This window comes from Roseateles sp. P1_C1_2 (genome assembly GCF_056406535.1).
The window spans coordinates 33,233-59,493 of sequence record NZ_JBFUAB010000009.1; the positions used below are offsets into that span (position 1 = coordinate 33,233).

Sequence of the window (26,261 nt, forward strand, 5' to 3'; positions counted from 1 at the left end):
CACTGCCATCGAAAAACGGGGCCGGTCACCGAAGTGCCAGCCCCGCCCTTCATGCTTGCGGACTCAAGCTTCTCGCAATGCCGTTGTCACCGGCAGTGAAGCCGCCCGCACCGCCGGGAACAGCCCACCGACAAAGCCGATCGCCAGGGCCCACTTGATGCCCTCCCACAGCAGGCCCGGCGACACGGCCAGGTTGAAGCTGAGCTTGCCGACCGAGCCGGCGGCCATCGTCGAGGCCTCGAAGCCGTTGAAGATCAGCCAGGCCACGCAGCCGCCGATGAGGCCGCCGATCAATGCCAGCAATGTCGTCTCCAGCATCACCGCAACGACGACCGGCAGGCCGCGAAAGCCGATGGCACGCAAGGTCGCGATCTCGCGGGCCCGCGCCGCGACGGCGGCGAACATCGTGTTCAGCGCCCCGAACACCGCACCCACGGCCATGATGGAGCCGACGACGATACCGATGATGCGCAGCACCTTGGTCATCTGCTCGCTCTGCTTGGCGAAGAAGTCCAGCGTCGTGCTGGCCTTCACCTTCAGCTGCGGGTTGGCTTCGAGAGCGGCACCGAAGGCCTTGATGGCGGACGGGCTGTCCAGCCTGACCGTGGCCGAGTTGCGGCCGCTGCCGCGCTTGTAGGCGTCGTTGACGACATTGGCATCGGCCCAGAGCTCGGACTCCATCGCATCCCCCGAGGCGAAGATGCCGACAATGGTCCAGGGCGAGTTGCCAAGCTTCAGCGTGCTGCCCACCGTCAATCCGGTGAACTGGCGCACCGCACCCTTGCCGACGACGATCTCGCGCAGGCCAGGCTGGAAGCTCTTGCCCTCGATGATCTTGACGTTGGGCCGCACGACGAAGGCGGCTTCGCTGATGCCGCGCACCTGGGCGCTGCCCGATTCGTCGGCCTTGCCGCCCTTGATGGGCAGGTTGGCGGCCACCACCGTCTCGGCCGAAAGAATGGGCTCGCCCTTGGCATTGCGCGCGACGCCCGGGGCCTGCTCGATCTGCACGATGTCCTCGCGGCTCAGCGAGGACGAGACCTCGTTGGCCGAGGCGCCGCGCATGACGATGGCCGTGTCCAGGCTGCCTGAGTTGCGCAGCGTCTGGCCATAGCCCTCGGCCATCGCCAGCAGGGCGACCAGCACACCCACCACGCCAGCGATGCCGACGACGATGACGGCCGACGAGCCCAGGCGTTGCGTCAGCGTGCTGATGCCCACCGAGGCGACCGAGAGGGCCTGCATGCCGGTGCGGAACAGCAGCATCCACAGCCCCAGCAGGGCGAACAGCGCGAGGGCGCCGTACCAGGGCAGGAAGATCCAGCCGACCAGCAGGGCGACCGTGAGGAGGATGAGTCCGAGGTTCTTTAGAAACTTCATGGTCATGCCCTCCCGGCCAATGCGTCGGTGATGTTCACGTGCATGGCGCGCAGAGCCGGCAAGGCGCCGACAGCCAAGCCAAACACCAAGGCCAGCCCGACGCCGGTCATCCAGCTGGCCGCACCCGCGGCCGGCAGGTTCAGGGCACCGCCGCTGCCCGCGCTGACGGCGGGGCCGATGACACTGGCCAGCAGCAGGCCGATGGTGCCGCCGATCAGCAGCAGCAGCACCGACTCGGCCAGCACCATGGACAGCACGCTCTCGCCCGAGAAGCCCAGCGTCTTCAACACCGCGATCTCGCCGGTGCGCTCGCGCACGGCCTGCATCATGGTGTTGCCGGCCAGCAGCAGCAGCGTGAAGAAGACGGCGCCCATGATGGAGGTGACGATGAGGTTGATGTCGGCCACCTGCTTCATCCAGCTGGACATGGCGGCCGCCTCGGTCTGGGTGCGCGTCTCGTGGTCGGAGTTGGCCGAGATCTCGTCGATGGCCTTGAGCACGCGGTCGGCCTGGTTGACGTCCTTCACGCGCGTCACATACCAGCCTGCCTGGCCCTGGTTCCAGGGCGTCGTATCGTCGAAGTACTTCCAGTTCAGCAGGAACATCTGGTCGTACCAGGCGCCAGTCTTCTTGTCGGGCACATGGATGATGCCGACGACCTTGAACGGCCAGTTCTGGCTGCCATTGCGGTCCGGGAAGATGGTGGATTGCATGGGGATCTGGTCGCCCACCTTCCAGCCGAACTTGCGCGCCAGGCCTTCACCGACGAGGGCCCCGTCCTTGGTCTCGGCAAAGGCCTTGCGGTGCTCGGCCGACACCTCCATCTCGGGGTAGATGTCGATGTAGTTGGGCGAGACGGCGAAGCTGAAGACCTGGTTCTCGGGCTTCTGGTAGGCGCCGCCGAACCAGTTGGCATAGGCCACGTCCTTGACGCCGTCGAGCTGCGCGATGCGCGCGCTCAGTGACATCGGCAGCAGTTGGATGAAGCTCAGCTTGGAGCCCGTCTGCAATCTCTGGGCGCCATTTGCGCTCTTGCCGGCCTGGTCGAAGCCGACGCGCACCGCGTCCAGCAGGCCGAAGAGTAGGAAGGCCGTGATGATGGACACCAGGGTGAGGAAGGTGCGCCCCTTGCGCCGGAACAGCGCGGCCCAGATCAGATGAAGGTATTTCATGGCTTCACCCCTCAGGCGACGGCCTGTTCGACCAGCGTGCCCTTGTCCAGATGCAGCGTGTGGCTGGCACGAGCAGCGGCACGCGGGTCGTGGGTGACCATGACGATGGTCTTGCCATGCTCGCGGTTCAGCGCCTGCAGCAGCGTCAGCACGTCCTCGGCCGACTGGCGGTCCAGGTCACCGGTGGGTTCGTCGCAGACGAGCAGCGTCGGGTCGGACACGATGGCCCGGGCGATGGACACGCGCTGCTGCTGGCCGCCCGACAGCTCGGTGGGCTTGTGCGAGGCGCGGTCGGCCAGGCCGACGAGTTGCAGCGCAATCGCCGCGCGCTTCTTGCGCTCGCCGGCGGACAGCTTGGTCAGCAGCAGCGGCAGCTCGACATTCTTCTGCGCCGACAGCGTCGGCATCAGGTTGTAGAACTGGAAGACGAAGCCGACCCGCGACGCCCGCCACTTGGCCAGGGCCGCGCCGGACAGCTTGTCGATGCGCTCGCCGCCCACGGTGATGGCGCCGCCGCTCGGGGCGTCCAGGCCGCCCATCAGGTTGAGTAGCGTCGTCTTGCCCGAGCCCGAGGGGCCCATCAGCGCGAGGAAGTCGCCCTGCTGCACATCGAGGTCGATGTGGTGCAGCACTTCCACCTTCTGCTTGCCGCGTGTGTAGACCTTGGACAGATCGCGGACTTCGATCAAAGCGCTCATCTTCATTCCTTGTTCACGACGGTTGAACCCTGCTTCAGCTCGGCCGGTGGCGACAGCACCACCGTCTCTCCCGCCTTCAGGCCGGAGGTGACGAGCTTGAACTTGCCCACGTCCGCACCGAGCTTGACGGCTCGCTGCTCGACGCGGTTTTCCTGCACGACGAAGACGACGTCGGCGCCATCGCGCTGGGCCAGCGCGTCCGGCGGCAGCAGCACGCCCGGCACCACCGCCACCTCGGTCTTGGGCTTGGTGGCCAGGAAGCTGACGCGCACGCCCATGTCGGGCACGACGCGGTCGTCCTTCTTCTCCAGCGCCACGCGCACCTTGACGGTGGCCTTGCCGCGGTCGGCACTCGGGATGACGGCCACGACATGGGCCGGGATCTTCCAGTCCGGATAGGCGTCGAGCACGGCCTCGCAGGGCATGTCGGCCTTGACCTGGGCGATATAGGCCTCGTTGACGTCGACGTTCACTTCCAGCGAGTCCATGTCGACGATGGTGCCCACACCGGTGCGGGTGAAGCCGCCACCAGCCGACAGCGGCGAGATGATCTCGCCGACTTGGGCCGCGCGCGCCGTGACGACGCCGTCGAAGGGGGCGCGCACGGTGGCGTAGTCGAAGTTGACGCGGGCGATGCGTGCCTGAGCCTGCGCGGCCTCCACCTGGCGCTGGGCAGCCTCCAGTTGAGCGGACACGGTCTTCACGGCCGTCGCCGACTGCTCGCGGGACTGGCGCGTCGTCATGCCGCTGGCGTTCAGCTCGGCCTGGCGGCGCTCGTCGGCCTGGGCCTGGGCGAGCTGGGCACGCACCTGGCCGAGATTGGCTTCGGTGGTGCGGATCTGCGCCTCCGCGGCGGCCAGGCCGGCCTTCAGCCCGGTGTCATCCAGCCGGGCCAGCACCTGGCCCTTCTTGACCTTGAAGCCCTCGTCGATGAGCACCTCGGTCAGCGTGCCGGTCATCTGGGCCGAGACGGTCGCCATGCGGCGCGCCGTCACATAACCCGTCGCCTGCAGCACCGCACCGGCGCTGGCGCCCTGGCCATTGGCCCGCACGCTGGTCGTCTGCACGGCAACAGGCTTGTTGCCCGCCAGGAACCACCAGGCCGCGCCGCCCACGAGGCCCAGCACGACCACGGCGGCCGCCAGGCCCCAGATCCATTTCGGCGGCCCGCCGCCGTCATGGTCATCGCGATGCGCACCGTCGATGCGCAGCTCTTTCAGCAATCCGGTATCGATGACACGCCCCTCGAGAGAGTTGGCCTGCAGGCTTGAACCGCACCTGCAGCAGCACCGGCCATTTCGGCCGCCCATTTCGAACGGGGCGGATTGTGCAGTGGCTGCTGCCACAGAGTGTCATCAATCGATAAACGGCAGCCCGCGGTGGCGAATCGACAGCCGGGGGTGACGAACGGAGGTCAGCGCACCTCGCGCGCCAGCTTCAGCACCGGCGCCGCCAGGCTGAGGCCGCGCTTGCGGGACTCCCCATGGTTGACGGCAAAGGCCATGCCCTGGGGTTCGCTGATGAGGGCGATGCAGACGCCCGCCCGCAGCGCCTCGGGGCTGGTGGCGATGACGAGGACGGGGGCGTCGCTGACCGCCGCGATCCATTGGCGCAGCGTCGCCGCGTCGGCGTGGCCGAGCAGCAGCACCTGGCAGTCGCGCGCCGCGTCGCGGGGCTCGCTGAGTGCACGCACCCTCACCTGGGCCGCCCCCACCGTGCGGCTGGCCAGCGCACGCACCGCCTCCAGCCCGGCCGGCTGCAGGCCGGCCGCGCACAGGGTCAGCGTCGGGCCTTCGGCCACCGGCGCCGGCCACTGGGTGTACTGGGCCAGGCGCAGCACGAAGGCGGCGCGCAGCCTGTCCTCGTCCAGGCTGTCGGCCCGCGCCACGCCGGCGGCCGCCGCCAGCAGCAGCGGCAGGAGGCGGCAGCGTCTCAAGGCGCGTCTCCGCGCCAGGTCAGCCCGGCCTGCCAACGCGTGCCCTGGCGCTGCACGGGCGCGCTGTAGCCGGTGCCGCTGGACTCGGCATAGGCCCGGCCGCCGACGTTCTGGGCGCCGGCGAAGAAATCCCAATGCCGGCTGGGCTGCCACAGCAGATGGGCCTGGTGCTGGGCATAGCCGGGCAGGCGCTCGTCGCCGAAGCGCGCCTTCGTCGCCCAGCCGCTCAGCGACAGGCGCAGCGTCGGCCCGGCAATGGGCATCTGCAGCGCCCACTTCAGCGTCTGGCTGGGGCTGTAGGCCTGGTGGCTGCCGTCGGCCGCGCGGTTGCGCTGGCCCATCCAGCTGAGCTGCAACTGCCAGCCTTCGCGCCAATGGCCATTCAGGCCGAGTTCGGCGCCGCGCGAGTGGGCGACCGGGGTGTTGGTGAATCGCTGGTCGCTGCCGCGCTCGATGAAGTTGACGAGATGACTCGCGAACAGCGAGGCCTGCCAGCTCCAGTTGCCGGCGGCCAGCCCGGGCAGGCCGGACAGGGGGCCCTGCCAGGCCAGCTCCGTGGTGCGCAGCCGTTCGGGCCGCGGCGCTTCGGCGCCGGCGCCCTGGTTGAGGGCGCGCTCGAAACGGTTGGGCGCACGGAAGGCCGTGCCCCACATCAGCTTCAGGCTCTGGCCCGGCGCGGGCGACCAGACCCAGGCCGCACGCGGGTTCCAGCTCGAATCGCCACCGTGGACGCCGTCCTGGCGCAGGCCCAGCACCAGGCGCTGGCGCTCGGCCAGCCGCCATTCGTCCTGCACGTAGAAGCCCAGGCGCTGGGCGTTGAAGTTCTCGTCGTTGGGGKCCTGGCCCAGGTAGACGAAGCGAAAGCGCTGGACGCTGTCGCGCTGCCAGTCCATGCCGACGCTGGTGGTGTGGCTGTCGCCGGCCGGGCCACCCCAGGAGCGCGCCAGGCGCAGCTCGGCCAGCCACCAGCGGCCCAGGGCCTCGAAGCGGCCGGTGTGCAGCTCGGCTTCGCTGTCGTCGGCCTGCTCGGCGCGGTAGCGCGACTGCTGCCAGGCCAGGCCCAGGTGCAGATCCCAGTCGGCGGCGCGGCCTTCCCAGCCGGCCTGCGCGAAGTTCTCGCGCAGCGAGTTGACGCTGCCGGTGATGTCGCCCGATTTGGGCAGGAAGCTGTAGAGGCCCCGCTCGCGCTGGACGCCACCGACGCGCAGCGACAGGCCGCCACTGCGCCCACCGAGCAGCCAGCGCCGCGCACGGTCCCATTCCAGCGGCTCGAGCTGCGACCGGTAGGGCTCGGGCTCGCCGAAGGCCAGCGGCGTGTGGGGCTCCTCGTCGCTGCTGAAGGCGGCCAGCCATTCGGCGCCGTTGTCCAGGCGCTGCGCATAGCTCAGCCGCGTGCTGACCTGGCCGCGCGGTGACAGCACCACATGCGCCTGCGGGCCAGCCAGGGTATCGGCGCGCTGGGTGACGATGTTGACGACGCCCAGCAGCGCATTGCCGCCATACAGGGCCGAACCCGGCCCGGGCGTGAACTCGACGCGCTCGATGAGGCTGACGTCGACATAGAACTCGCGGTTGATGGGGCCGGCGTCGTAGAGGTTGTCGTTGAGCCGCAGGCCGTCGAGCAGGAAGAGCACGCGGCCGTTGAAGTCGCCGGGCGCGACGCCACGCACGGCGACGCGCGTGAACTCGTCGTCCTCGCGCACCTCCAGCCCCGGCATGCGGCGCAGCACGTCGCCCAGGCTGCGCAGCCCCAGGCGGGCGATGTCCTGGCGGCTGACGACATGGGTGACGGCGGGCGCCAGGTCGGCGCTCTGGGCCTGGCGGGAGGCGGTGCTGACCGACACGTCGGCCGCGGCGCCGCGGCGCTCGGTGCGGAGCAGGTCTTCGAGACTGGGGATGTCGCTGTTCTGGGCCAGCGCATGGCCGCTCAGCAGCAGCAAAACGCTGAAGGCGCAGCGCTCAAGGACCCGCGGAAGAGTCGCTGGTCGCCCTGCGATAGGTGTTCTTGCCGGCATGCTTGGCAGCGTACATGGCGGCGTCGGCGGCGCACAGCAGCGACTGGGGGTCGGTTGCGTCATCGGGCACGAAAGCCAGGCCCACGGTGGCGCCGACGGGCTGGACCTGGCCCCGGATGACGAGCGGCTCGGCCACGCCGGCGATCAGCCGCGCGGCCAGGTGCTCCACGGCTTCCGGCTCGGCCACGTCGGCCACCAGCAGGGCGAACTCGTCGCCGCCGAGACGGAACAGCGTGTCGCTCGCACGCAGCACGCCGCTCATGCGCCGGCTGACTTCCGTGAGGACGGCGTCCCCCGCCGCATGGCCCAGGTTGTCGTTGACGTGCTTGAAGTTGTCCAGGTCGATGAAGAGCAGGGCCAGGCGTTGCCCGCCGACATGCTGGGGGTGGTGCAGGTCGACGAAGAGGCGCTCCAGCGTCAGCTCGAAGGCCAGGCGGTTGGGCAGGCCGGTCAGCGTGTCGCGGTGGGCGAGCTGCTGCATCGCGCGGCCGGTCTGCTGCTCCTGGGCCAGCTGCTGGTTCATGTCCTCGTGCCAGACCTCGATGCGCCTGAGCATGCCGTTGAAGCGCTCGGCCAGGCGCCCGACCTCGTCGTTCTCGCGCACGGGGGCGCGCAGGCTGTAGTCCTGGCTGGTCGCGACGCGCTCGGCCAGGCGCGACAGCGCGATCAGCGGCGCGAGGGCCCGGCGCTGCGTCCAGCGCAGCAGCAGGCTGGCGCCGAGCAAGGCCAGGGCCAGCACGGTGACGGCACCGGCGGCCAGGCGCAGCAAGGTGTCGTTCAGGGCGTCGAAGGACTCCGCCCATGCCAGGCTGCCGAGGCGCTCGCCATGCAGCTGCACCGGCGCGACCACGCGCAGCCCCTGCCAGCCGACCTGCAGGGGCGCATCGCTCCACGGCGCCGACGCGGCCGCGTCGGGCCACGCGGCGAAGACCTCGCCTCCGGGCTCGCGCACCACCAGGCCCTGCAGGCCCTCATGGCGGCTGAAGGTGACCAGGGCGTCGCGCGTGGCCTGGCGGTCGTGAAAGGCCAGGGCCGGCGCGACGTTCTCGGCCAGCAGTTGGGCCGACTGCTCGACGCTCCGGATCTGGGCCTCGCGCAGGCTGTGGTGCACCCAGGCGGCCAGGGCCAGCGAGCTCAGCAGCAGGGCGGCGCCCATGACGGTGACGCTCAGGCGCGTGAGCCGCCGGACCAGCGAAGGCCGGCGGCGCGGGCCCCTCTCGCGCCCCTCAGCTGGCGACGAGTCCGTTGCGGATGGCATAGACCGTCAACTCGGAGTTGTTGCTCAGGCCCAGTTTCTCCAGCATGCGCGCGCGGTAGACGCTGACGGTCTTGGGGCTGAGCATCAGCTCCTCGGCAATGTCGGACAGACGCTTGCCGGAGGCGATCATGACCAGGGTCTGCAGCTCACGGTCGGAGAGCTTGTGGTGGGCCTGCTCGGTGACGGGCGCCGTCAGGCTCTCGACCAGCATCTGCGCGATCTCGGGCGTCACGTATTTGCGGCCCTGGGCGACGGTGCGCACCGCCTGCACCAGCGTCGCCGGGTCGCCGCCCTTGTTGACATAGCCATAGGCGCCGGCCTTCAGCGCGCGGATGGCGTACTGGTCCTCGGGGTACATGGACACGATGAGGGTACGCACCGCATTGCCCTCGTCCTTGAGCACATGCAGCACGTCCAGGCCGGAACGGCCGGGCATGTTGATGTCCAGCACGAGGACGTCGCAGGGGTTGTCCTTGCCCAGGGTATGCAGCAGGCCGCGCAGCTCGGTGTAGTCGCCGGCCTCGCCGATGACCTCGATGTCCTGGGCATCGGCCAGCGTGTCGCGGATGCCGCGGCGGATCAGGCCATGGTCGTCGCAGAGGATGACGCGGATCACACTCGCCCCCAGATGGAGTTGGGGTCATCCTTGCCGAAGTCGGTCGAGTCGTCCAGTGCGTCGATGGCGTCCTGGGCCAGCGGCACGGTCAGGATGAGGCTGGTGCCGCCACCCGGTGGGCTGGACAGGTCGACCCATCCGCCCACCGTCGCCGCCCGCTCGTGCAGGCCGCGGATGCCGAAGGAGCGCTCCTTGGACAGGTCGCCTCGCCCCATGCCGCGCCCGTTGTCGCGGATCTCCAGCGTCAGCACGCCCGAGTCCTGGCTGAGTTCGATGTCGACCCGCGTCGCCAGTGCGTGCTTGGATACATTGGTCAGCGCCTCCTGGGCGGTGCGGTAGGCCACCAGCGGCACGCCAGAGGGCAGGCCCAGCCTTTCCTCGCCGATGCGCAGGCCGGCCTCGATGCCGGTGCGCCGCTCGAAGCGCGCCGTCATCCATTGCAGGGCCGCCACCAGGCCCTGCTCCAGGATGGCGGGGCGCAGGTTGTGCATGATGCGCTGGCTGGCTTCGATGGCGGCATTGACGGTCTCCAAGGCTGCGGCGACGCGCGCACGCACCTCGGGCTCCTGGGCATGGCGGTCTATCCAGGCGAGGTCGAACTTGACGGCCGTCAGCGACCCGCCGACGTCGTCGTGGATCTCCCTCGCGATGGCCGCCCGCTCCAACTCGACACTGGTCTGCAGATGGCCGGCCAGCTGGTGCAGGCGCTGCTTGGACTTGACCAGTTCATGGTCGGCGGCGACGCGGGCCTTTTCGTTCTCGGCCGCGTCGATGGCATGCAGCAGGGCCGGCGCCAGGCGGTTGAGGTTGTTCTTCAGCAGATAGTCGGACGCGCCGTTGCGCATCGCGCCCACGGCGGTGTCCTCACCGATCTCGCCGGAGACGAGGATGAAGGGCGTCAGCTGCCGCTTCTCCTTCAAGGCCTCCAGCACCTCCAGGCCCGTGAAGCCCGGCAGGTTGTAGTCCGAGATGATGGCGTCCCAGGGCTGCTCCAGCGCGGCCAGCAGGGCGGGCATGGTGTCCAGCCTCTGCATGTCCACGCGCAGGCCGGCGCGGCTCAACTGGGCGAGGATGAGTTGATGGTCGAGCTCGGAGTCCTCGACATGCAGCACACGCAGGACTCGGGACGCCTGCTCGACACCAGAAATCGTCATGGGGGCGCAGTATGCCGCCGCTCGCGGCATACTGCCCGGCGCCACACTTGACGCGGGTCAGACCGGTAATACGGCTCGTTCTCGCGACATCTCAAGGTCGACAGTGGCCGAAAAAGAGGTGAACATGCCATGATGCATTCGCCCTGAGGGTATCCACAGGGCTTTGGGACAAGAAGCAGCATCCCCTCGCGGAGACACGATGCAGACAGACACTTCCACCGCCGCCGAATTCGATGGAGCCGTGGCCGCCATGCCGCTGCTGGCGGCCGCGGAACTGCAGGATCACCTGATGACGGTGACACACGATCTCGAGCGCCTGCAACGCCTGCTGGACGACGCCGGTGAAGCCCTGTCCAGCCATTTCTACAGCGCCTCCAACGAAGCCATGTCCTTGCTCGGCACCAGCGAAGGCACGCCCGCCGCTGCGGGGCTGAAGCAGATCATGCAGGACATTGCCGGCGCCATCACCGCGCTGCAGTTCCAGGACATGGCGACGCAGCTCATTGCCCACACCAGCCAGCGCCTGCGCAATTGTTCCGACCAGCTGGCCCGCGACACCTTCGGCATGGACGACGAGGACGGCGCGGCCGTCGTCGAGATCGCGCCGCTGCGGCCCAACCCGGTCACGCAGGACGAGATGGACGCCGGTTCCATCGAGCTTTTCTGAATCCCCCCGCCAATCTCAGCCCCAGGCAACACGCATCCCTCGGAGAAAAATCAAATGCACTCAATCCTTGCTGTCGACGATTCGGCCTCGATGCGCCAGATGGTGGCCTTCACGCTCAAGAACGCCGGCTTCAACGTGGTGGAAGCAGTGGACGGACAGGACGCCTGGGAGAAATCGGGACAGCGTGATTTCGACCTGGTGCTGACCGACCAGAACATGCCGCGCATGGATGGCATCAGCCTGACCAAGAAGCTGCGCGAGAACCCCAAGTTCAAGACCACGCCCATCCTGATCCTGACCACCGAGTCCAGCGATGCGATGAAGCAGGCAGGCCGCGCCGCCGGTGCCACCGGCTGGCTGGTCAAGCCTTTCGACCCGGCCAAGCTGATCGAAGTGATCGGCAAGGTCATCCGCTGAAGTCCATTGCGCAGGGAGTACAGCCATGGGTGACATGACCACCGAAGGCGCCAGCATCAGTGCTGGCATCGACCTCAGCCAGTTCTACCAGGTCTTCTTCGAGGAAGCCGGCGAGAACCTCGACAACATGGAGCAGCTGCTGCTCAATGTGAACGTCGAGGCGGCCGACGACGAAGAGCTGAACGCCATCTTCCGCTGCGCCCACTCCATCAAGGGTGGCGCGGCGACCTTCGGTTTCAGCGACGTCGCCGAGCTGACCCACCAGATGGAGACGCTGCTGGACAAGCTGCGCCGCCACGAACTGCAGCCCAACGCCGCCATGGTGGACGTGCTGCTGCAGTCGGGCGACGCGCTGCGCACCCAGCTCGCCCGCCACCAGGGCTCGGGCGGTGACGTGTTCGACACGACCGACCTGCTGGTCAGCATCAAGAGCTTTGTCGACGGTGGCGGCGCGCCCGCGCCCGCCGCTGCAGCGCCGGCACCCAAGGCAGCCGCACCGGCGCCCGCAGCGCCAGCCGCCACTGCCCTCAAGCCCGGCACACGCCTGCTGGAACTGCAGGTCGGCCCGCTGACCGACATGAGCCTGGCCGAGAACCTGGTCGAGCTGTTCAAGGAAATCACCGACCTCGGCACCATCGAGCCGCTGGACGCCGGCCAGAGCTCGGACGGCATGCGCCGCTTCAAGGTGCTGACCAGCTCCACCGACAACGACCTGCTGGACCTCTTCACCTTCCACGTCGCCCGTGAACAGGTCAAGCTGATGCCGCTGGGCACCGGCTTCGGCTTCTATGACGGCGCCCCCGGCGCCCCGCCCGCCGAAGCGCCGTCCGCCGACCCCGGCTACGGCTTCTTCGACGACGCCCCGGGCGTGCCGGCTGGTGCCGCCGAGGCAGCCCCCGCGGCCGCACCTGCGCCGACGGCGGCCATCGTGCCGACCCGCGCCGCCACGCCGGCCAAGACCGAGGCCAAGCCTGCGGCCATGGACCAGACGACGCTGCGCGTGTCCATCGAGAAGGTCGACCAGCTCATCAACCTCGTTGGCGAGCTCGTCATCACCCAGGCCATGCTGGCCCAGAACAGCCGCGAGCTCGACCCAGCGCTCTACCAGCAACTGACCTCGGGCCTGGCCGACCTGGAGCGCAACACGCGCGACCTGCAAGAGTCGGTCATGTCGATCCGGATGATTCCGATGTCGACGGTCTTCAACCGCTTCCCACGCATGCTGCGCGACCTGGCCGCCAAGCTGGGCAAGAAGGTCGAACTGGTCACCCAGGGTGAAGCCACCGAACTCGACAAGAGCCTGGTCGAGAAGATCACCGACCCGCTGACCCACCTGGTGCGCAACAGCTGCGACCACGGCATCGAGATGCCGGAGGACCGCATCGCCCGCGGCAAGCCCGAGCAGGGCACGATCACGCTGGTCGCCTCCCACCAGGGCGGCAGCATCGTCATCGAGGTGCGCGACGACGGCCGTGGCCTGAACCGCGAGAAGCTGATCAAGAAGGCTCGCGAGAAGGGCATCGATGCACCGGACAGCATGACCGATGCGGAATGCTGGAGCCTGATCTTCGCGCCCGGCTTCTCCACCGCCGAACAGGTCACCGACGTGTCCGGCCGCGGCGTCGGCATGGACGTGGTCAAGAAGAACATCACGTCGCTGGGCGGCACCGTCGAGATCGACTCCGCCGAAGGCTACGGCATGAAGGTGTCCGTGCGCCTGCCGCTGACGCTGGCCATCATGGACGGCATGAGCGTGGGCGTCGGCGACGAGTGCTACATCCTGCCGCTGTCCAGCGTGGTCGAGTCCTTCCAGGTGCAGTCCGACACCATCAAGACCGTCGCCGGCTCCGGCCGCGTCGTCGAAGTGCGTGACGAATACATGCCGGTCATCGAGCTCGAGAAGGTCTTCGACGTGCCGCGCTTCGACTTCGAGCACGTCAGCTCCATCATGGTCGTCGTCGAGGCCGAAGGCGGCCGCGTCGCGCTGCTGGTGGACGAACTGCTCGGCCAGCAGCAGGTCGTCGTCAAGAACCTCGAGGCCAACTACCGCAAGGTCAACGACGTGTCCGGCGCCACCATCATGGGCGACGGCCGCGTGGCCTTGATCCTGGACGTCGGCAGCCTCGTGCGCCGCTCGCGCCACTGAACCATCAATAACTAGGAGAGGTCTGCATGGAAGCCAGCAACGTCCCTGCCCTGCGCCAGCCGGGCGCCGTCAGTACCAAGGCCCACGGCCCCAAGAGCGGCGAGTACCTGACCTTCCGCCTGGGCTCCGAGGAATACGGCATCGACATCCTGAAGGTGCAGGAGATCCGTTCCTACGAGCAGCCCACGCGCATCGCCAATGCGCCGGACTTCATCAAGGGCGTCGTCAACCTGCGGGGCGTCATCGTCCCCATCGTCGACCTGCGCCTCAAGCTCAACTGCGCGACCGCCGAGTACAACAGCTTCACGGTCGTCATCGTGCTGAACGTGAAGAATCGCGTCGTCGGCGCCGTCGTGGACTCGGTCTCCGACGTGCTGGAACTGAGCCGTGACGCGATCAAGCCGGCCCCCGAGTTGAGCTCGGCGTCGGTGGACACCAGCTTCATCACCGGCATCGGCTCGGTTGGCGATCGCATGCTGATCCTGATGGACATCGAAGGCCTGATGAGCAGCGCCGAGATGGGCCTGATGGACGCGGCCATCGCCGCCTGATCACCCTGCCCTGATTCCCGTTCACGCGCCCCTGCAACGTCGCGGGGTGTGCGGAGCTGTGCTCGCTTTGGCCTTTCGGAGATTCGCATGAGTCAGCCCACCAACTCCATTGCCCGCCAGGTGTCACTGACCGGCGCCGTCGCCGTCGCGGGGGTGCTGCTGGTCGTCAGCCTCATCGTCGGCACGCTGCTCAAGCGCTCCGCGAATGAACAGGTGCAGACCTGGGTCGGTGACAAGGCCGCGTCGCTGGTCGACGCGATGCAGGCGATGGACGACGTCGCCGCCAAGCAGACCCAGCGCAGCTTCGGCTCCTTCCGCCAGGACTTCGGCCCCAGTTTCACGCTGGACGAGGCCACCGGCGACCTGCGCGACTGGGGCCCCAAGCTCAACGGCAACTTCACCCAGGTCGACAAGTTCGCGGCCGTCAACGGCGGCGTGGCCACCGTGTTCGCGGCCAAGGGCGATGACTTCGAGCGCATCACCACCTCGCTGAAGAACGAGAAGGGCGAGCGCGCCATGGGCACCATGCTGGACAAGCAGGGCGCCGCCTACGCGGCCGTCAAGGCCGGCAAGCCCTACACCGGCCGGGCGCTGCTGTTCGGGCGCGCCTACATGACGCACTACGAGCCGATCAAGAGCGACGCCGGCAAGGTCGTCGGCATCCTCTTCGTCGGCTACGACCTGGACTCCTTCGAACTGGCCATGGACCGCATGGCCGCCAGCGCCAAGTTCTTCGAGCATGGCGGCACCTATATCGTCGCCGTGCCCAAGGACCCGACCAAGGCCCTGCTCGCGGCCCACCCGTCGGCCAAGGGCAAGCTGCTGTCCAGCGTCGCGCCGGGTTTCGAGAAGACGCTGGCGGATCAGACCGCCAGCACGGTCGTGCTCGACGACGTGCCCGACGTGCTCGGCAACGGCCTCTCCGACAACTTCGCCGTGGCGCGCAAGAGCGACAAGACCGGCTACTGGGTCGTCGCCCAGGTCTCGCGCGGCGAGGCCTCGGCACAGGGCCGCGCAACGCTGTGGTTCTTCTGGGGCGCCCTGGCCCTGACGGCCGTGGGCCTGGGCTTCGGCCTGCTGTGGATGATGCGCCGCTGGGTGGCTCAGCCGCTGGCTTCGCTGCAGAAGGCCGTCGGTGCGATTGCCGACGGCGACCTCAGCCAGTCGGTCAGCAGCAGCCGCAACGACGAGATCGGCTCGCTGATCCAGGACACCGAGAGCATGCGCCAGCGCCTGGCCTCCACCATCGGCACGGTGCGCAACTCGGTCGACAGCATCGGCACCGCCAGCACCGAGATCGCCACCGGCAACCTCGACCTCAGCCAGCGCACCGAGCAGACGGCCAGCAATCTGCAGAACGCCGCCTCGTCCATGAGCGAGCTGACGGGCACGGTGCGCCAGACCGCGGACTCGGCCCGCACAGCCAATCAGCTGGTGCAGTCGGCCGTGTCGGCCGCCACGCGCGGTGGCGAGGTCGTCGGCCAGGTCGTCACGACCATGGACGAGATCAATACAGCCAGCAAGAAGATCGCCGACATCATCGGCACCATCGATGGCATCGCTTTCCAGACCAACATCCTGGCGCTGAACGCCGCCGTGGAAGCGGCGCGCGCCGGCGAACAGGGCCGCGGCTTCGCGGTCGTGGCCGGCGAAGTGCGTTCGCTGGCCGGCCGCAGCGCCGAAGCGGCCAAGCAGATCAAGGCCCTCATCGGCAACAGCGTCGAGCGCGTCGAGAACGGTGCCCGCCTGGTGCAAACGGCCGGCACGACCATGGGCGAGATCGTCTCCAGCGTGCAGCGCGTGCAGGACATCATTGGCGAGATCAGCTCGGCCGCCACCGAGCAGAGCGAAGGCATCGCCTCGGTCAACACCTCGGTCGTGCAGCTGGACCAGATGACGCAGCAGAACGCCGCGCTGGTGGAAGAGTCCGCCGCTGCCGCGGAGAGCCTGAAGGAGCAGGCCCAGCGCCTGGTCGAGGCGGTGGCCGTGTTCCGCGTGGCCGGTTCCGAGCCGCAACGCCGGGCCAGCGCACCGGCACCGGTACACAAGCCGACCCCGGCCAAGGCGCACGCGCCGGCAGCCATAGCAGCAGCCAAAGCGGCGGCTCCCAAGGCGGCGGCTCCCAAGCCCGCTGCCGCGAAGCCCGCAGCCCCAGTCGCCGCACCGCGCCCTGCCGCCGCACCTGCGCCGGCCGCCGCCGAAGGCGACTGGGAAACCTTCTGAGCCCCACCCGCGCCTGTTGATGCGGTCTAGGGCGCCATGGCCTTGAGGGTGGCGACCGCCACCGCACGGACGGCCTTGTCAGCCTCGACGTCTTCGCTGGCGTTGCCGGTCACCAGCACGGCGTCTTCCGTGTCCGGCCTCAGCACGATGAGGGCGAACCAGGCCCCGTTGCTGCCGGTGTGGGCGAGATGGCGGGCGTTCACGCCGGCCATGCTGCCCTGGGCCCGCCAGCCGAGGGCGAACTTGCCACCTTCACGCGCCGGTTGATGCAGCAGGCGGTAGGTCGGCGCCTTCAGCAACTTGCCGCGGCCCTGCTCGCCGGCCATCTGGTCGATCGCGAACCTGGCCCAGTCTTCCAGCGACATATGGATGCCACCGGCCGGCGCAATGACGGCGGGGTTGTCCGCCTCCACGCCTTCGACGGGCACGCCAGCCTTGTGCCCCAGAGGCTGTCCGCGATGGGTGGCGCCAAACCCCGCGCTGCGCAGGCCCAGCGGCTCGAACAGCTCGCGTTGCATCAAGGCCTCGTAGGGCAGGCCGGTAGCGCGCTCGGCGGCCAGGCCGGCGATCAGCACCCCCGAGTTCGAGTAGCCGTCGCCGGCACCGCGCGCAAAGGCCGGGGCCTGCGCCAGCGCGATGCGGGCGAAGGCCAGGCGCTGTTCATGCAAGGGGCGCTTGTCCTTGTAGAAGACTGCCATCCAGGATTCATCGATGTCCGCCTGCAGACCGGCCTGGTGGGCGAGCAGATCACGCAGGGTGACGTCACGGTAGGCGGCCTGCATGTCGGCTGCCAGCTCGGGCAGCAACTGACTCAGCGGGGCATCCCAGGACAACACGCCTCGCTCGACCAGGCGCGCGACCATCGTGGCCGTCATGGCCTTGCCGTTGGAGCCGAGGTGCCAGACATCGCCGCGCTGAACCGCTTCCGCCCCGCCCTTGGCGCGCAGGCCGGTGACCGCCAGCTCCGTCAACTGGCCGTTGCGTATCGACACGGCGCCCATGGCCGGCACCTTGCTGCCGGCCATGCTGGCTTCGAGGCGGGCCTGCAGGCCGACGGTGGGCGCGGCCTGGGCTGCTGACGCGGGCAACTGCGGCGCATCGGCGGCGAAGGCTGTGGACGAGGCGGCGCAAACGGCCAAGGCGATCGTGCAGATTCTGTGGTTCATCACGGGGGTTTCTTCTGTTCTGGACACACCGACCCCGCGGCTCGACACGGCGAGGCAGGACCGCCCGCCATGCGGCATGGGGAGGGTTGGAGGGCCGGCGCAGTGTTGTCGGCGCCCTCCTCGCGGGCCAGCACTTGCCGACGAAACGCACGATCGTCGGCATGGTCGGCAGCTTGCTGCCCCAGGCCGTATCCACCAAAGAAAAAGGCCCGCGATGAGCGGGCCTAATTCATTGGATCGGTAAGTCGGCGGTATTCCGGGCCGAGCGCAGGGCCGCTCCCAAGCCGGCCCGTCTGGCGATGTGCTTGCCGGTCGATCCGGCAAGCATCGCCGTCCCCTCGGGGGACCGACCAAGCTCGCCGGCGTTCAGCGCGGCGAGATTGGGCGAGGGGCAGTTTTCCTCAAACGCGCTCGGCCACCCAGGCCGCGACGCTCTGCAACGCGGCCGCCACGCCGGCCGGCTGGGTGCCGCCGGCCATGGCCAGGTCGGGCTTGCCGCCGCCCTTGCCACCCACCTGCTGGGCGACGAAGTTGACCAGCTCGCCGGCCTTGACCTTGCCCACGCTGTCGGCCGTCACGCCGGCCGCGAGCTGGACCTTGTCGCCGTCCACAGCCGCCAGCACGATGGCCGCCGTCTTCAGCTTGTCCTTGAGCTTGTCCATGGTCTCGCGCAGCGTCTTGGCGTCGGCGCCTTCGAGCTTGGCGGCCAGCACCTTGATGCCCTTGACGTCGACGGCCTGGGCCAGCAGCTCGTCGCCCTGGGCGGAGGCCAGCTTGCTCTTGGCCGCCGTCAGCTCCTTCTCCAGCGACTTGATCTGGTCCAGCACGGCATGCAGGCGGGCGCCCAGCTCGTGCGGCGAGGTCTTGAGCGTCATCGCGGCGCCCTGCACCGTGGTTTCCAGCGACTGCAGATAGGCCAGCGCGTTGTCACCGGTGACGGCTTCGACGCGGCGGATGCCGGCGGCAACGCCCGACTCGGACACGATCTTGAACAGGCCGATGTCGCCGGTCGCCTTCACGTGTGTGCCGCCGCAGAGTTCCTTGGACGAACCGATGGACAGCACGCGCACGGTCTCGCCGTACTTCTCGCCGAACAGCATCATGGCGCCCGACTTCTGCGCGTCGTCCAGCGCCATCACCTGCGCATTGGCGCCGGCGTTACCGAGGATCTCGGCATTGACGAGGGCCTCGATCTCGCGGATCTCCTCGGCCGTCATCGGCGCGTTGTGCGCGAAGTCGAAGCGGGTGCGCTCGGCGTTCACGAGCGAGCCCTTCTGCTGCACATGGGCGCCCAGCACTTCGCGCAAGGCCTTGTGCATCAAATGGGTGGCGCTGTGGTTGCGCACGGTCTTGGCGCGGCGCTCGGTGTCGACGCGGGCGACGAACACGTCGCCCACCTTGACCGAACCTTCAACGACCTGGCCATGGTGGCCGAACACGTCGGCCTGGATCTTCAGCGTGTCCGCGACGACGACGCGGGTCGTGCCGTTGCGCAGCTCGCCGGCGTCGCCGACCTGGCCGCCGCTCTCGGCGTAGAAGGGCGTGTGGTCGAGCACGACAACGGCGTCGTCGCCGGCCTGGGCTTCATTGACCTGGGCGCCGTCCACGTAGATGGCCGTGACCTTGCTGTGCTCGCAGACGAGGTGCTCGTAGCCGTGGAACTCGGTCGGCGCGCCGCTGTAGGCCAGGCCTTGCGCCATCTTGAACTTGCCGGCGGCGCGAGCGCGGTTCTTCTGCTCTTCCAGCAGCTCGTTGAAGCGCGCCTCGTCCACCGTCACGCCGCGCTCGCGGCAGACGTCGGCGGTCAGGTCGACCGGGAAGCCATAGGTGTCGTGCAGCTTGAAGGCCGTGTCGCCATCGACGTTGCCACCCTTGGCCAGGGCGCTTTCCAGGATTTCCATGCCGGTGGCGATGGTCTGGAAGAAGCGCTCTTCCTCCTGCTTGAGCACGTCGGTGACGCGAGCCTGAGCGGCGCGCAGCTCCGGATAGGCCTCGCCCATCTCGGCGCTCAGCGCCGCGACCAGCTTGTGGAAGAACGGCGTGCGGGCGCCGAGCTTGTAGCCGTGGCGGATGGCGCGGCGGGCGATGCGACGCAGCACATAGCCACGGCCGGCGTTGCCCGGGATGACGCCGTCGACGATGGTGAACGAGCAGGCGCGGATGTGGTCGGCGATGACCTTCAGCGACGGGCTTGTCGCATCACAGTCGCCGCCACCTGCTTCATCGACAGCCTTCTTGGCCGCGGCGAGCAGGTTCACGAAGGTGTCGATCTCGTAGTTGGAATGCACATGCTGCAGCACGGCTGCCAGGCGCTCCAGGCCCATGCCGGTGTCCACGCTGGGCTTGGGCAGCGCGTGCATCACGCCGTCTTCAGTCCGGTTGAACTGCATGAAGACGTTGTTCCAGATCTCGATGTAGCGGTCGCCGTCCTGCTCGGGCGAGCCCGGGGGGCCGCCGGCCACGTCGGGGCCGTGGTCGTAGAAGATCTCGGTGCAGGGGCCGCAGGGGCCCGTGTCGCCCATCATCCAGAAGTTGTCGGACATGTAGCGCGCGCCCTTGTTGTCACCGATGCGCACGATGCGCTCGGCGGGCACGCCCACGGTCTTGTTCCAGATGTCGTAGGCCTCGTCGTCCTCTTCATAGACGGTGACCCAGAGCTTGTCCTTGGGGAGGCCGAAGTTGACCGTCAGCAGCTCCCAGGCATAGCTGATCGCGTCCTTCTTGAAATAGTCGCCGAAGCTGAAGTTGCCCAGCATCTCGAAGAAGGTGTGATGCCGCGCCGTGTAGCCGACGTTGTCCAGGTCGTTGTGCTTGCCGCCGGCGCGGATGCACTTCTGGCTGGTCGTCGCACGGCTGTAGGCGCGCTTGTCGAAGCCCAGGAAGACGTCCTTGAACTGGTTCATGCCCGCGTTCGTGAACAGCAGCGTCGGGTCGTCGCCCGGCACCACCGGGCTGGAGGCGACGATCTGGTGGCCCTTCGACTCGAAGAACTTCAGAAAAGTCTGGCGGATCTCGGCGGCTTTCATCCCGGGGCTTCCTGGAAAAGGTCTGTGACAAGGAGGGGCGATTGTAGAGAGGGGGCGGGGCCTACTGGCGCTACGGCAATGCGCCGCGAAGGCTCGCCGTCTGTGACCAATCAAGGCGTGACGCGCCGCCCGCACTCGCGTGCGGGCCAGCGGCGCAACGCTGAGTGGGCGCAGACGGCGAGCCTTCCCGAAGGGTTGTCACCAAGAGAGGTCGCATGCGGCGTTGCAAATCCTCGCCGGGTACCCACCCGGCTTGCGGTTTGCGCCTTGCCTGCGACCCTTTTGGTTACAACGCGGCGTATTGCCGTAGCGCCAGTAGGCCCTCATCCCGCGGGTAGAGTGGCTGTCAATACGACTGGAGAAGCCCCGAATGGACGCGAATTCCCCGCTGGACGCCCTGGAGAACCCCGGCCTCCTGCGCACCCAAGCCTTGATCAATGGCGAATGGGTGGGTGCCGCCGCCACGTTTGCCGTCACCGACCCCGCCACCGGCCGCGAGCTGGCCCAGGTGCCCAATCTGGGCCGCGCTGAAGGCCAGTCGGCCATCGCCGCCGCCGCCAATGCGCTGAATGCCTGGCGCTCCAAGCCGGCCAAGGAGCGCGCCGCCGTGCTGGTGCGCTGGCAGCAGCTGCTCGTCAAGCATGCCGACGACCTGGCCCGGCTGATGACGGCCGAACAGGGCAAGCCCCTGGCCGAGGCGCGCGGCGAGGTCATCTATGGCGCCAGCTTCCTGGACTGGTTTGCCGAGGAGGGCAAGCGCGTCTACGGCGAGACCATCCCGACGACCGACCCGACCAAGCGCTACCTGGTCATCAAGCAGGCCGTCGGCGTCTGCGCGGCCATCACGCCGTGGAACTTCCCGCTGGCCATGATCACGCGCAAGGTCGCCCCAGCCCTGGCTGCCGGCTGCACCGTCATCATCAAGCCGGCCGAGGCCACGCCGCTGACGGCCCTGGCCGCCGCCGAGCTGGCCCAGCAGGCCGGCATGCCGGCGGGCGTGCTCAACGTGCTGACGGCCGACTCGCAGCAATCCATCGAGATCGGCCAGGTGCTGTGCGAAAGCGATGTCGTGCGCCATCTGTCCTTCACCGGCTCGACCGAGGTGGGCCGCATCCTGATGAAGCAGTGCGCGCCGTCCATCAAGAAGCTCAGCCTGGAGCTGGGCGGCAATGCGCCCTTCATCGTCTTCGACGATGCCGACCTCGACTCGGCCGTCGAAGGCGCCATCGCCAGCAAATACCGCAACGCCGGCCAGACCTGCGTCTGCGCCAACCGCATCTATGTGCAGGCGGGTGTCTACGACGCCTTCCTGGAGAAGTTCGCGGCCAAGGTCGGCGCGCTGAAGACGGGCAACGGGTTTGACGCGGGCATCAATGTCGGGCCGTTGATCGACGACGCCGCGCTGCAGAAGGTGGAAACCCACGTGGCCGACGCCATCGCCCTGGGCGCCAAGCTGCTGGCCGGTGGCAAGCGCATCGAGACGGCCGGCGGCAACTTCTTCGAGCCGACGCTGCTGGCCGATGCGACGCCGCAGATGCTGTGCTCGCGCGAGGAGACCTTCGGCCCGGTGGCGCCCATCTTCAAGTTCCAGACCGAAGAGGATGCGATCCGCCTGGCCAACTCGACCGAGTTCGGCCTGGCCAGCTATTTCTACAGCCGCGACATCGGCCGCATCTTCCGCGTCGGCGAGGCGCTGGAGTACGGCATGGTGGGCGTCAACACCGGCCTGATCTCGACGGCCGAGGTGCCGTTTGGCGGCGTCAAGCAATCGGGCCTGGGCCGCGAAGGCGGGCGCCAGGGCATCGAGGACTATGTCGAGGTGAAATACCTCTGCCTGGGCGACATCCAGAAATAGCCGGTTCGCGCAGCAATAAAAAAGGGGCCCTTTTGGGGCCCCTTTGCTTTGCCAGGACCGATGAGGCGGTCCTGCCATTCTTGCTCTGTGCTTTAGAACTCGTACTTGGCCGTGATCTGCATGGCCCACTGCGATTCGCCCTTTTGCTGGCGCAGCGTGTAGTCGTCCACCACCGGGTTGACCTGGTAGATGTACTTGCCGTTCGGGTCGAGACCGACGTAGTTCACGAAGGTACGACGCTGACCGCCTGCGGAGGCGAAGGCCATTTCGTTGGTGCGACCCCAGCGGTTGTTGATCAGGTTGCCGAAGTTCAGGATGTCGAAGCTGATGTAGCCCTTGTGCTTGGCGGTGAAGCCTGGCAGTTCCTGGCTGAAGCGAACGTCGAAGCTGTTCACGAACGGCGAGTAGGCGCTGTTGCGCGACACGACCGAGCCCTTGGCATCGCGCAGAGCCTTGTTGGCGTCCACGATGCTCCAGAACAGGGTTTCGTTGGTCTTGTTCGTGGCGGTGTCGCCCAGGAAGACCACTTCGCCCGAACCGAAGCCCGTCGGCACATACATCAGGTCATTGCCGGAGATGCCGTCGCCGTTCAGGTCGTTGCGATAGGTCCAGCTGTAGGGCTTGCCCTTGCGGCCTTCATAGAACACGCCGACCGAGCTCTTGTACTTGCCGATGAAGGCCTTGGACCAGCTGAACGACGCGTTGAAGCGGTCCTTGATCAGGTAGGCCGAGTTGGCAGCCACGTCTTCGTTCGGATTGAACACCGAGCGCGAGTTGTAGTTCGAGTTCGACGTCGACGAGGTCAGCGGGCTGACTTCGGTGGCGGAGGTGCGGGTGTAGGCGACCTGCCAGGCAATGCCCGACTTGGCCTGGTTGCCCAGCGACAGGGTGACGGCATTGCCGCCGCCCTTTTCGGTACCCGTGGCCAGCAGCACGTTGCCGAACGACGCGTTCGACAGGGCGCGGTTGCGCACGCCGCCGTTGGTGGCCGACACGGCGCAGGCAGCGCCGGTGGTGATGGTGCCGCCCGTGGCGGTCCAGCAGGCCGGGTTGTAGGCAGACGGCGTGTAGTACAGCTCGCGACCGTCAGCACCCGTCTTGGTCGGGGCACCCAGGTTCAGATGCTGGTAGTAGATGCCGTTCTTGACCTTGGTGTAGACCCACTCTGCGCCAGCGACGAGGCCGAAGGGCAGCTCTGCGTCATAGGCCAGGTTCATCTTCCAGACCGACGGCTGCGTCAGCGACGGATCCAGAAGGTCGACGTTGGCGGCCGGGGTGGCGTTGCTGAAGTTGGTCGGCTGCTTGGTCGGATCCGGGTTGAACAGGCCATCGGTGGTCGGGCAAGCCGAGAACGAGCCGCCGCAACCGAAGACGCGCGTGGCCAGGCCGGTGTTCGAGTAGGGGTTGGACATCCAGACATTGGCTGCCGAGCCCTGGAACAGGCCGAAGCCGCCGCGAACCTGCTTCTTCTGGTCGGCCTTGGCGTCGATGGTGTACTTGAAGTCGAAGCGCGGCTGGACCAGGTCCTTGCCATCGGCCGTGACGGTGTTGTCACGGCTCAGGCCACCCGTGGCGCGCGTCACCGCCAGGCCATTGATGCTGCCGGCAATGGGGGCGGCTGCCACGGCGGCGTTGGCCTGGGGCCGGTCGCCCGTGGTGATCTGGTCGTAGCGCAGGCCGAAGGTCAGGCTCAGCTTGCTGTTGACGGCCCAGGTGTCCTGCAGGAACAGGCCCTTGTTGGCCATGGCCCACTTGGCGATGCCGGCGTCCAGCGTGCCGCCAGCGACCGGCACCTGCACCTGGTAGGAGCTGGCGCGACCGCGCTGGAAGTTCTCCAGCACGGCAGCGTCGATCTGGGCGTTCGTGGCAGTGCCGCAGTTCAGGTTGTTGCCAGCCGCATTGAGGCCCGGGACCGTGGTGTAGGCGTAGCCGTTCTGGCAGCTGAAGGTGTAGTTGCCGTTCACGTTCTGGAAGAACGCGTTGTAGACCTTGTTGTTGCTGTAGTCGCCACCGCCCTTGAGCTCGTGGTCGCCGAGCACCAGGTTGGCAGCGAAGTAGCCGTCGACGGTCTTGGTGTCGAGTACGTTGAACTGGCGGCTCAGCTCGGTACCGAAGTTCAGGAAGCGGCTGCCCGTGTTGACGCCAGCCGCAGAGCCGGCAGGCGCCGGACCGGAGAACTGCAGGCCGATGGCCGGCGCGTTGACGGTGTTCTGCGGGACGCTGTTGTAGTCGCGGTTGGAAAGCTTGAATTCGGTGGAGAAGTTCGGCGTCCAGTCGGCGAACCATTGGCCGACGAGGGTCTCGATGGTCTTCTTCTGGTTCCACCACCACGAGGTCAGGTTCAGGCCGGTGGCGCTGTAGGTACCGAAGTTGGTCTCAGCCTGGTCGGTCTTCTTGTAGCTCAGGTTGGCGCGGTGGTTCTCGCTGATGTTCCAGTCGAGCTTGAGCAGCGAGTCCTTGACCGTGACGGGCGCCGGACCGTTCGGCGTGCCGATGTCCATGCTGTACTTGTCCTTGGCGATCTTGGCAGCGGCGTCGATGGCGGCCTGCGAGATCGCGACGTTGGTCAGCGCACCGCCGGCGGGGCCGAACTCGGGCTGGGCACGGTTGCTCTTCAGCTCTTCATAGCCAGCGATGAAGAACAGCTTGTCCTTGATGATCGGGCCGCCCAGGGTCACGCCCTTGGTGGTTTCCTTGTAGGGCAGGAAATCGAACTGGGTGCCGGTCGTGCGATTGAAGCGGCGGCCGCCCATCTCGTCGTCGCGGTAGACGTAGTACAGGCTGCCCTTGAACTCGTTCGTGCCCGATTTGGTCACGGCGTTGATGTTGGCGCCGGTGTAGCCCTGTTGCGAGACGTCGTAGTTCGAGATGTTGACCTGCACCGACTGGATCAGTTCGATGGAGATCGGCTGCTTGATCGTCGGCAGGTTGTTGGCTTCGAGGCCGAAGGTGTCGTTGATCTTGACGCCGTCGACGGTGATCGAGTTGTAGCGCGAGTTCTGGCCGCCGGCCGAGATCTCACCGCGCTCCTTGTCGGTCTGGGCCAGACGCGGATCCTGGCGGGCGTAGTCCTGCAGGTTGCGGGCGATGGACGCGTAGGCATCCAGGTCCTGGCGGCTGAGGCTGGTGCCGGCGCCACCGCTGGAGGCGGCGAACTTGTTGTTGGCGGCGGCGCTGCCCGTGATCACCACGGCTTCCAGCGTCTGACCACCCAGGCGGATGTCGAAGTTCAGGCTTTCGGCCAGTTGCAGGTAGATGTCGTCCTGGCTGTTCTTGTCAGAGCCCTTGACGGCCGTGACCGAGTAGGGACCGCCGACGCGCAGGCCGCGGATGTTGTAGCGACCCTCGCCGTCGGTGACGAGCGTGTTGGCCGAGCCGGACTCGCGGTGCAGGATGGTCACCGTGGCGCCAGCCACGGGCTTGCCCTCGGCGGTCACCACGCGGCCACCGATGGCGGCCGTCGTGTTCTGCGCCATTGCGGGCGCGGCGGCCACGATGGCCACGGCGGCGCACAGCGCCGACAACGGGAATCCAGACCCAAACCTGTTGCTCATCCCAATCACTCCTGTTGTGCGCGCGGCAGCCCGCGGCTGATGTGTCGAAAGTGGTCACGCAAGCGTCATGAAGCGCTCGCCGCTGTCGCGTCTGCGGCGCCCAAAGAGGGCGCGGCCGCTACGGTGACGGAATTGTCATGACTTTCTGTGACAGAACTTTACGGGTAAGTCAGAAGTGGCCCGTTTCAGACACTGGCGCCCGGCGTGAGGCACTGCGACAGTGCGTCGCCTGCCGGCGACATCGACCCCGTTTCGGGCCCTTTGGACAGGGCAATACGGAACTGAGCCCATGAAGCGGGGCCTAGTTTGCACCGAGTTGGTGCAATCTTTACTGGAATGTAAACCTAGCGCCGGAGCGCCCGCGATGTAGCGAAACCGCGACAAACTCGCGCTACAAACCGACCTCCAAGATCCCAGCCTCCTCCAA

General features: G+C 67.8%; 18 protein-coding genes. 6 read left to right on the forward strand and 12 right to left on the reverse strand.

The genetic code is table 11. From position 1 onward, the window contains the following. Positions 1-63: 63 nt before the first annotated feature. From AC1D2H_RS10315 to AC1D2H_RS10355, 9 genes are all read right to left on the reverse strand, one after another. Positions 64-1,380, reverse strand: a complete 1,317-nt coding sequence (locus AC1D2H_RS10315) for an ABC transporter permease (protein ID WP_478010857.1) — start codon at positions 1,378-1,380, stop codon at positions 64-66. A gap of 2 nt (positions 1,381-1,382) precedes the next feature. Further along, complete coding sequence (locus tag AC1D2H_RS10320; protein ID WP_477930695.1) at positions 1,383-2,552, reverse strand: ABC transporter permease; 1,170 nt, start codon at positions 2,550-2,552, stop codon at positions 1,383-1,385. An 11-nt stretch (positions 2,553-2,563) separates the two neighbouring features. Beyond that, on the reverse strand, positions 2,564-3,256 hold the full coding sequence (locus tag AC1D2H_RS10325; protein WP_477930697.1) for an ABC transporter ATP-binding protein: 693 nt from the start codon (positions 3,254-3,256) through the stop codon (positions 2,564-2,566). Next, entirely contained in the window at positions 3,253-4,473 is a 1,221-nt protein-coding gene (locus tag AC1D2H_RS10330; protein WP_478010858.1) for an efflux RND transporter periplasmic adaptor subunit, read from the reverse strand. The genes AC1D2H_RS10325 and AC1D2H_RS10330 overlap by 4 nt, the downstream gene beginning before the upstream one ends. 191 nt (positions 4,474-4,664) lie before the next feature. After that, on the reverse strand, positions 4,665-5,186 hold the full coding sequence (locus tag AC1D2H_RS10335; protein ID WP_478010859.1) for a YfiR family protein: 522 nt from the start codon (positions 5,184-5,186) through the stop codon (positions 4,665-4,667). Further along, positions 5,183-7,126, reverse strand: a complete 1,944-nt coding sequence (locus AC1D2H_RS10340) for a TonB-dependent receptor plug domain-containing protein (protein WP_478010860.1) — start codon at positions 7,124-7,126, stop codon at positions 5,183-5,185. The genes AC1D2H_RS10335 and AC1D2H_RS10340 overlap by 4 nt, the downstream gene beginning before the upstream one ends. 19 nt (positions 7,127-7,145) lie before the next feature. Beyond that, positions 7,146-8,357 (reverse strand): diguanylate cyclase domain-containing protein, encoded by a 1,212-nt coding sequence (locus AC1D2H_RS10345; RefSeq protein WP_478010861.1) that lies wholly within the window; start codon positions 8,355-8,357, stop codon positions 7,146-7,148. A 70-nt stretch (positions 8,358-8,427) separates the two neighbouring features. After that, positions 8,428-9,075, reverse strand: coding sequence for a response regulator (locus tag AC1D2H_RS10350; RefSeq protein ID WP_477930707.1), 648 nt, complete (start codon positions 9,073-9,075; stop codon positions 8,428-8,430). Beyond that, positions 9,072-10,229: a sensor histidine kinase gene (locus AC1D2H_RS10355; protein ID WP_477930709.1), complete on the reverse strand. Its 1,158-nt coding sequence runs from the start codon at positions 10,227-10,229 to the stop codon at positions 9,072-9,074. Before AC1D2H_RS10355 ends, AC1D2H_RS10350 begins: the two co-directional genes overlap by 4 nt. A 199-nt stretch (positions 10,230-10,428) precedes the next feature. On the opposite strand from AC1D2H_RS10355, the gene AC1D2H_RS10360 reads away from it, so the two are divergent. From AC1D2H_RS10360 to AC1D2H_RS10380, 5 genes are all read left to right on the forward strand, one after another. Next, a complete protein-coding gene (locus AC1D2H_RS10360; protein ID WP_477930711.1) occupies positions 10,429-10,896 on the forward strand; it encodes a hypothetical protein in 468 nt (155 codons plus the stop codon). 54 nt (positions 10,897-10,950) lie between these two features. Next, entirely contained in the window at positions 10,951-11,313 is a 363-nt protein-coding gene (locus tag AC1D2H_RS10365) for a response regulator (protein ID WP_056199337.1), read from the forward strand. 25 nt (positions 11,314-11,338) lie between these two features. Next, on the forward strand, positions 11,339-13,459 hold the full coding sequence (locus AC1D2H_RS10370; protein ID WP_477930713.1) for a chemotaxis protein CheA: 2,121 nt from the start codon (positions 11,339-11,341) through the stop codon (positions 13,457-13,459). Between the two features lie 26 nt (positions 13,460-13,485). Then, positions 13,486-14,010 carry a chemotaxis protein CheW gene (locus AC1D2H_RS10375; protein WP_477930715.1) on the forward strand — a complete coding sequence of 175 codons (525 nt, stop codon included), beginning with the start codon at positions 13,486-13,488 and terminating at the stop codon, positions 14,008-14,010. Between the two features lie 87 nt (positions 14,011-14,097). Then, on the forward strand, positions 14,098-16,233 hold the full coding sequence (locus tag AC1D2H_RS10380) for a methyl-accepting chemotaxis protein (RefSeq protein WP_478010862.1): 2,136 nt from the start codon (positions 14,098-14,100) through the stop codon (positions 16,231-16,233). Between the two features lie 26 nt (positions 16,234-16,259). Here AC1D2H_RS10380 and AC1D2H_RS10385 read toward each other — a convergent pair whose 3' ends face one another. Together AC1D2H_RS10385 and alaS are read right to left on the reverse strand one after the other, a co-directional pair. Continuing rightward, a complete protein-coding gene (locus tag AC1D2H_RS10385; RefSeq protein ID WP_478010863.1) occupies positions 16,260-17,399 on the reverse strand; it encodes a serine hydrolase domain-containing protein in 1,140 nt (379 codons plus the stop codon). Between the two features lie 401 nt (positions 17,400-17,800). After that, a complete protein-coding gene (gene alaS / locus AC1D2H_RS10390) occupies positions 17,801-20,425 on the reverse strand; it encodes an alanine--tRNA ligase (RefSeq protein WP_478010864.1) in 2,625 nt (874 codons plus the stop codon). Positions 20,426-20,795: 370 nt separating this feature from the next. On the opposite strand from alaS, the gene AC1D2H_RS10395 reads away from it, so the two are divergent. Further along, a complete protein-coding gene (locus AC1D2H_RS10395; protein WP_478010865.1) occupies positions 20,796-22,280 on the forward strand; it encodes an NAD-dependent succinate-semialdehyde dehydrogenase in 1,485 nt (494 codons plus the stop codon). A 92-nt stretch (positions 22,281-22,372) separates the two neighbouring features. On the opposite strand, the gene AC1D2H_RS10400 is transcribed toward AC1D2H_RS10395, so the two are convergent. Beyond that, positions 22,373-25,834, reverse strand: a complete 3,462-nt coding sequence (locus tag AC1D2H_RS10400) for a TonB-dependent receptor (RefSeq protein WP_478010866.1) — start codon at positions 25,832-25,834, stop codon at positions 22,373-22,375. Positions 25,835-26,261 lie beyond the last annotated feature (427 nt).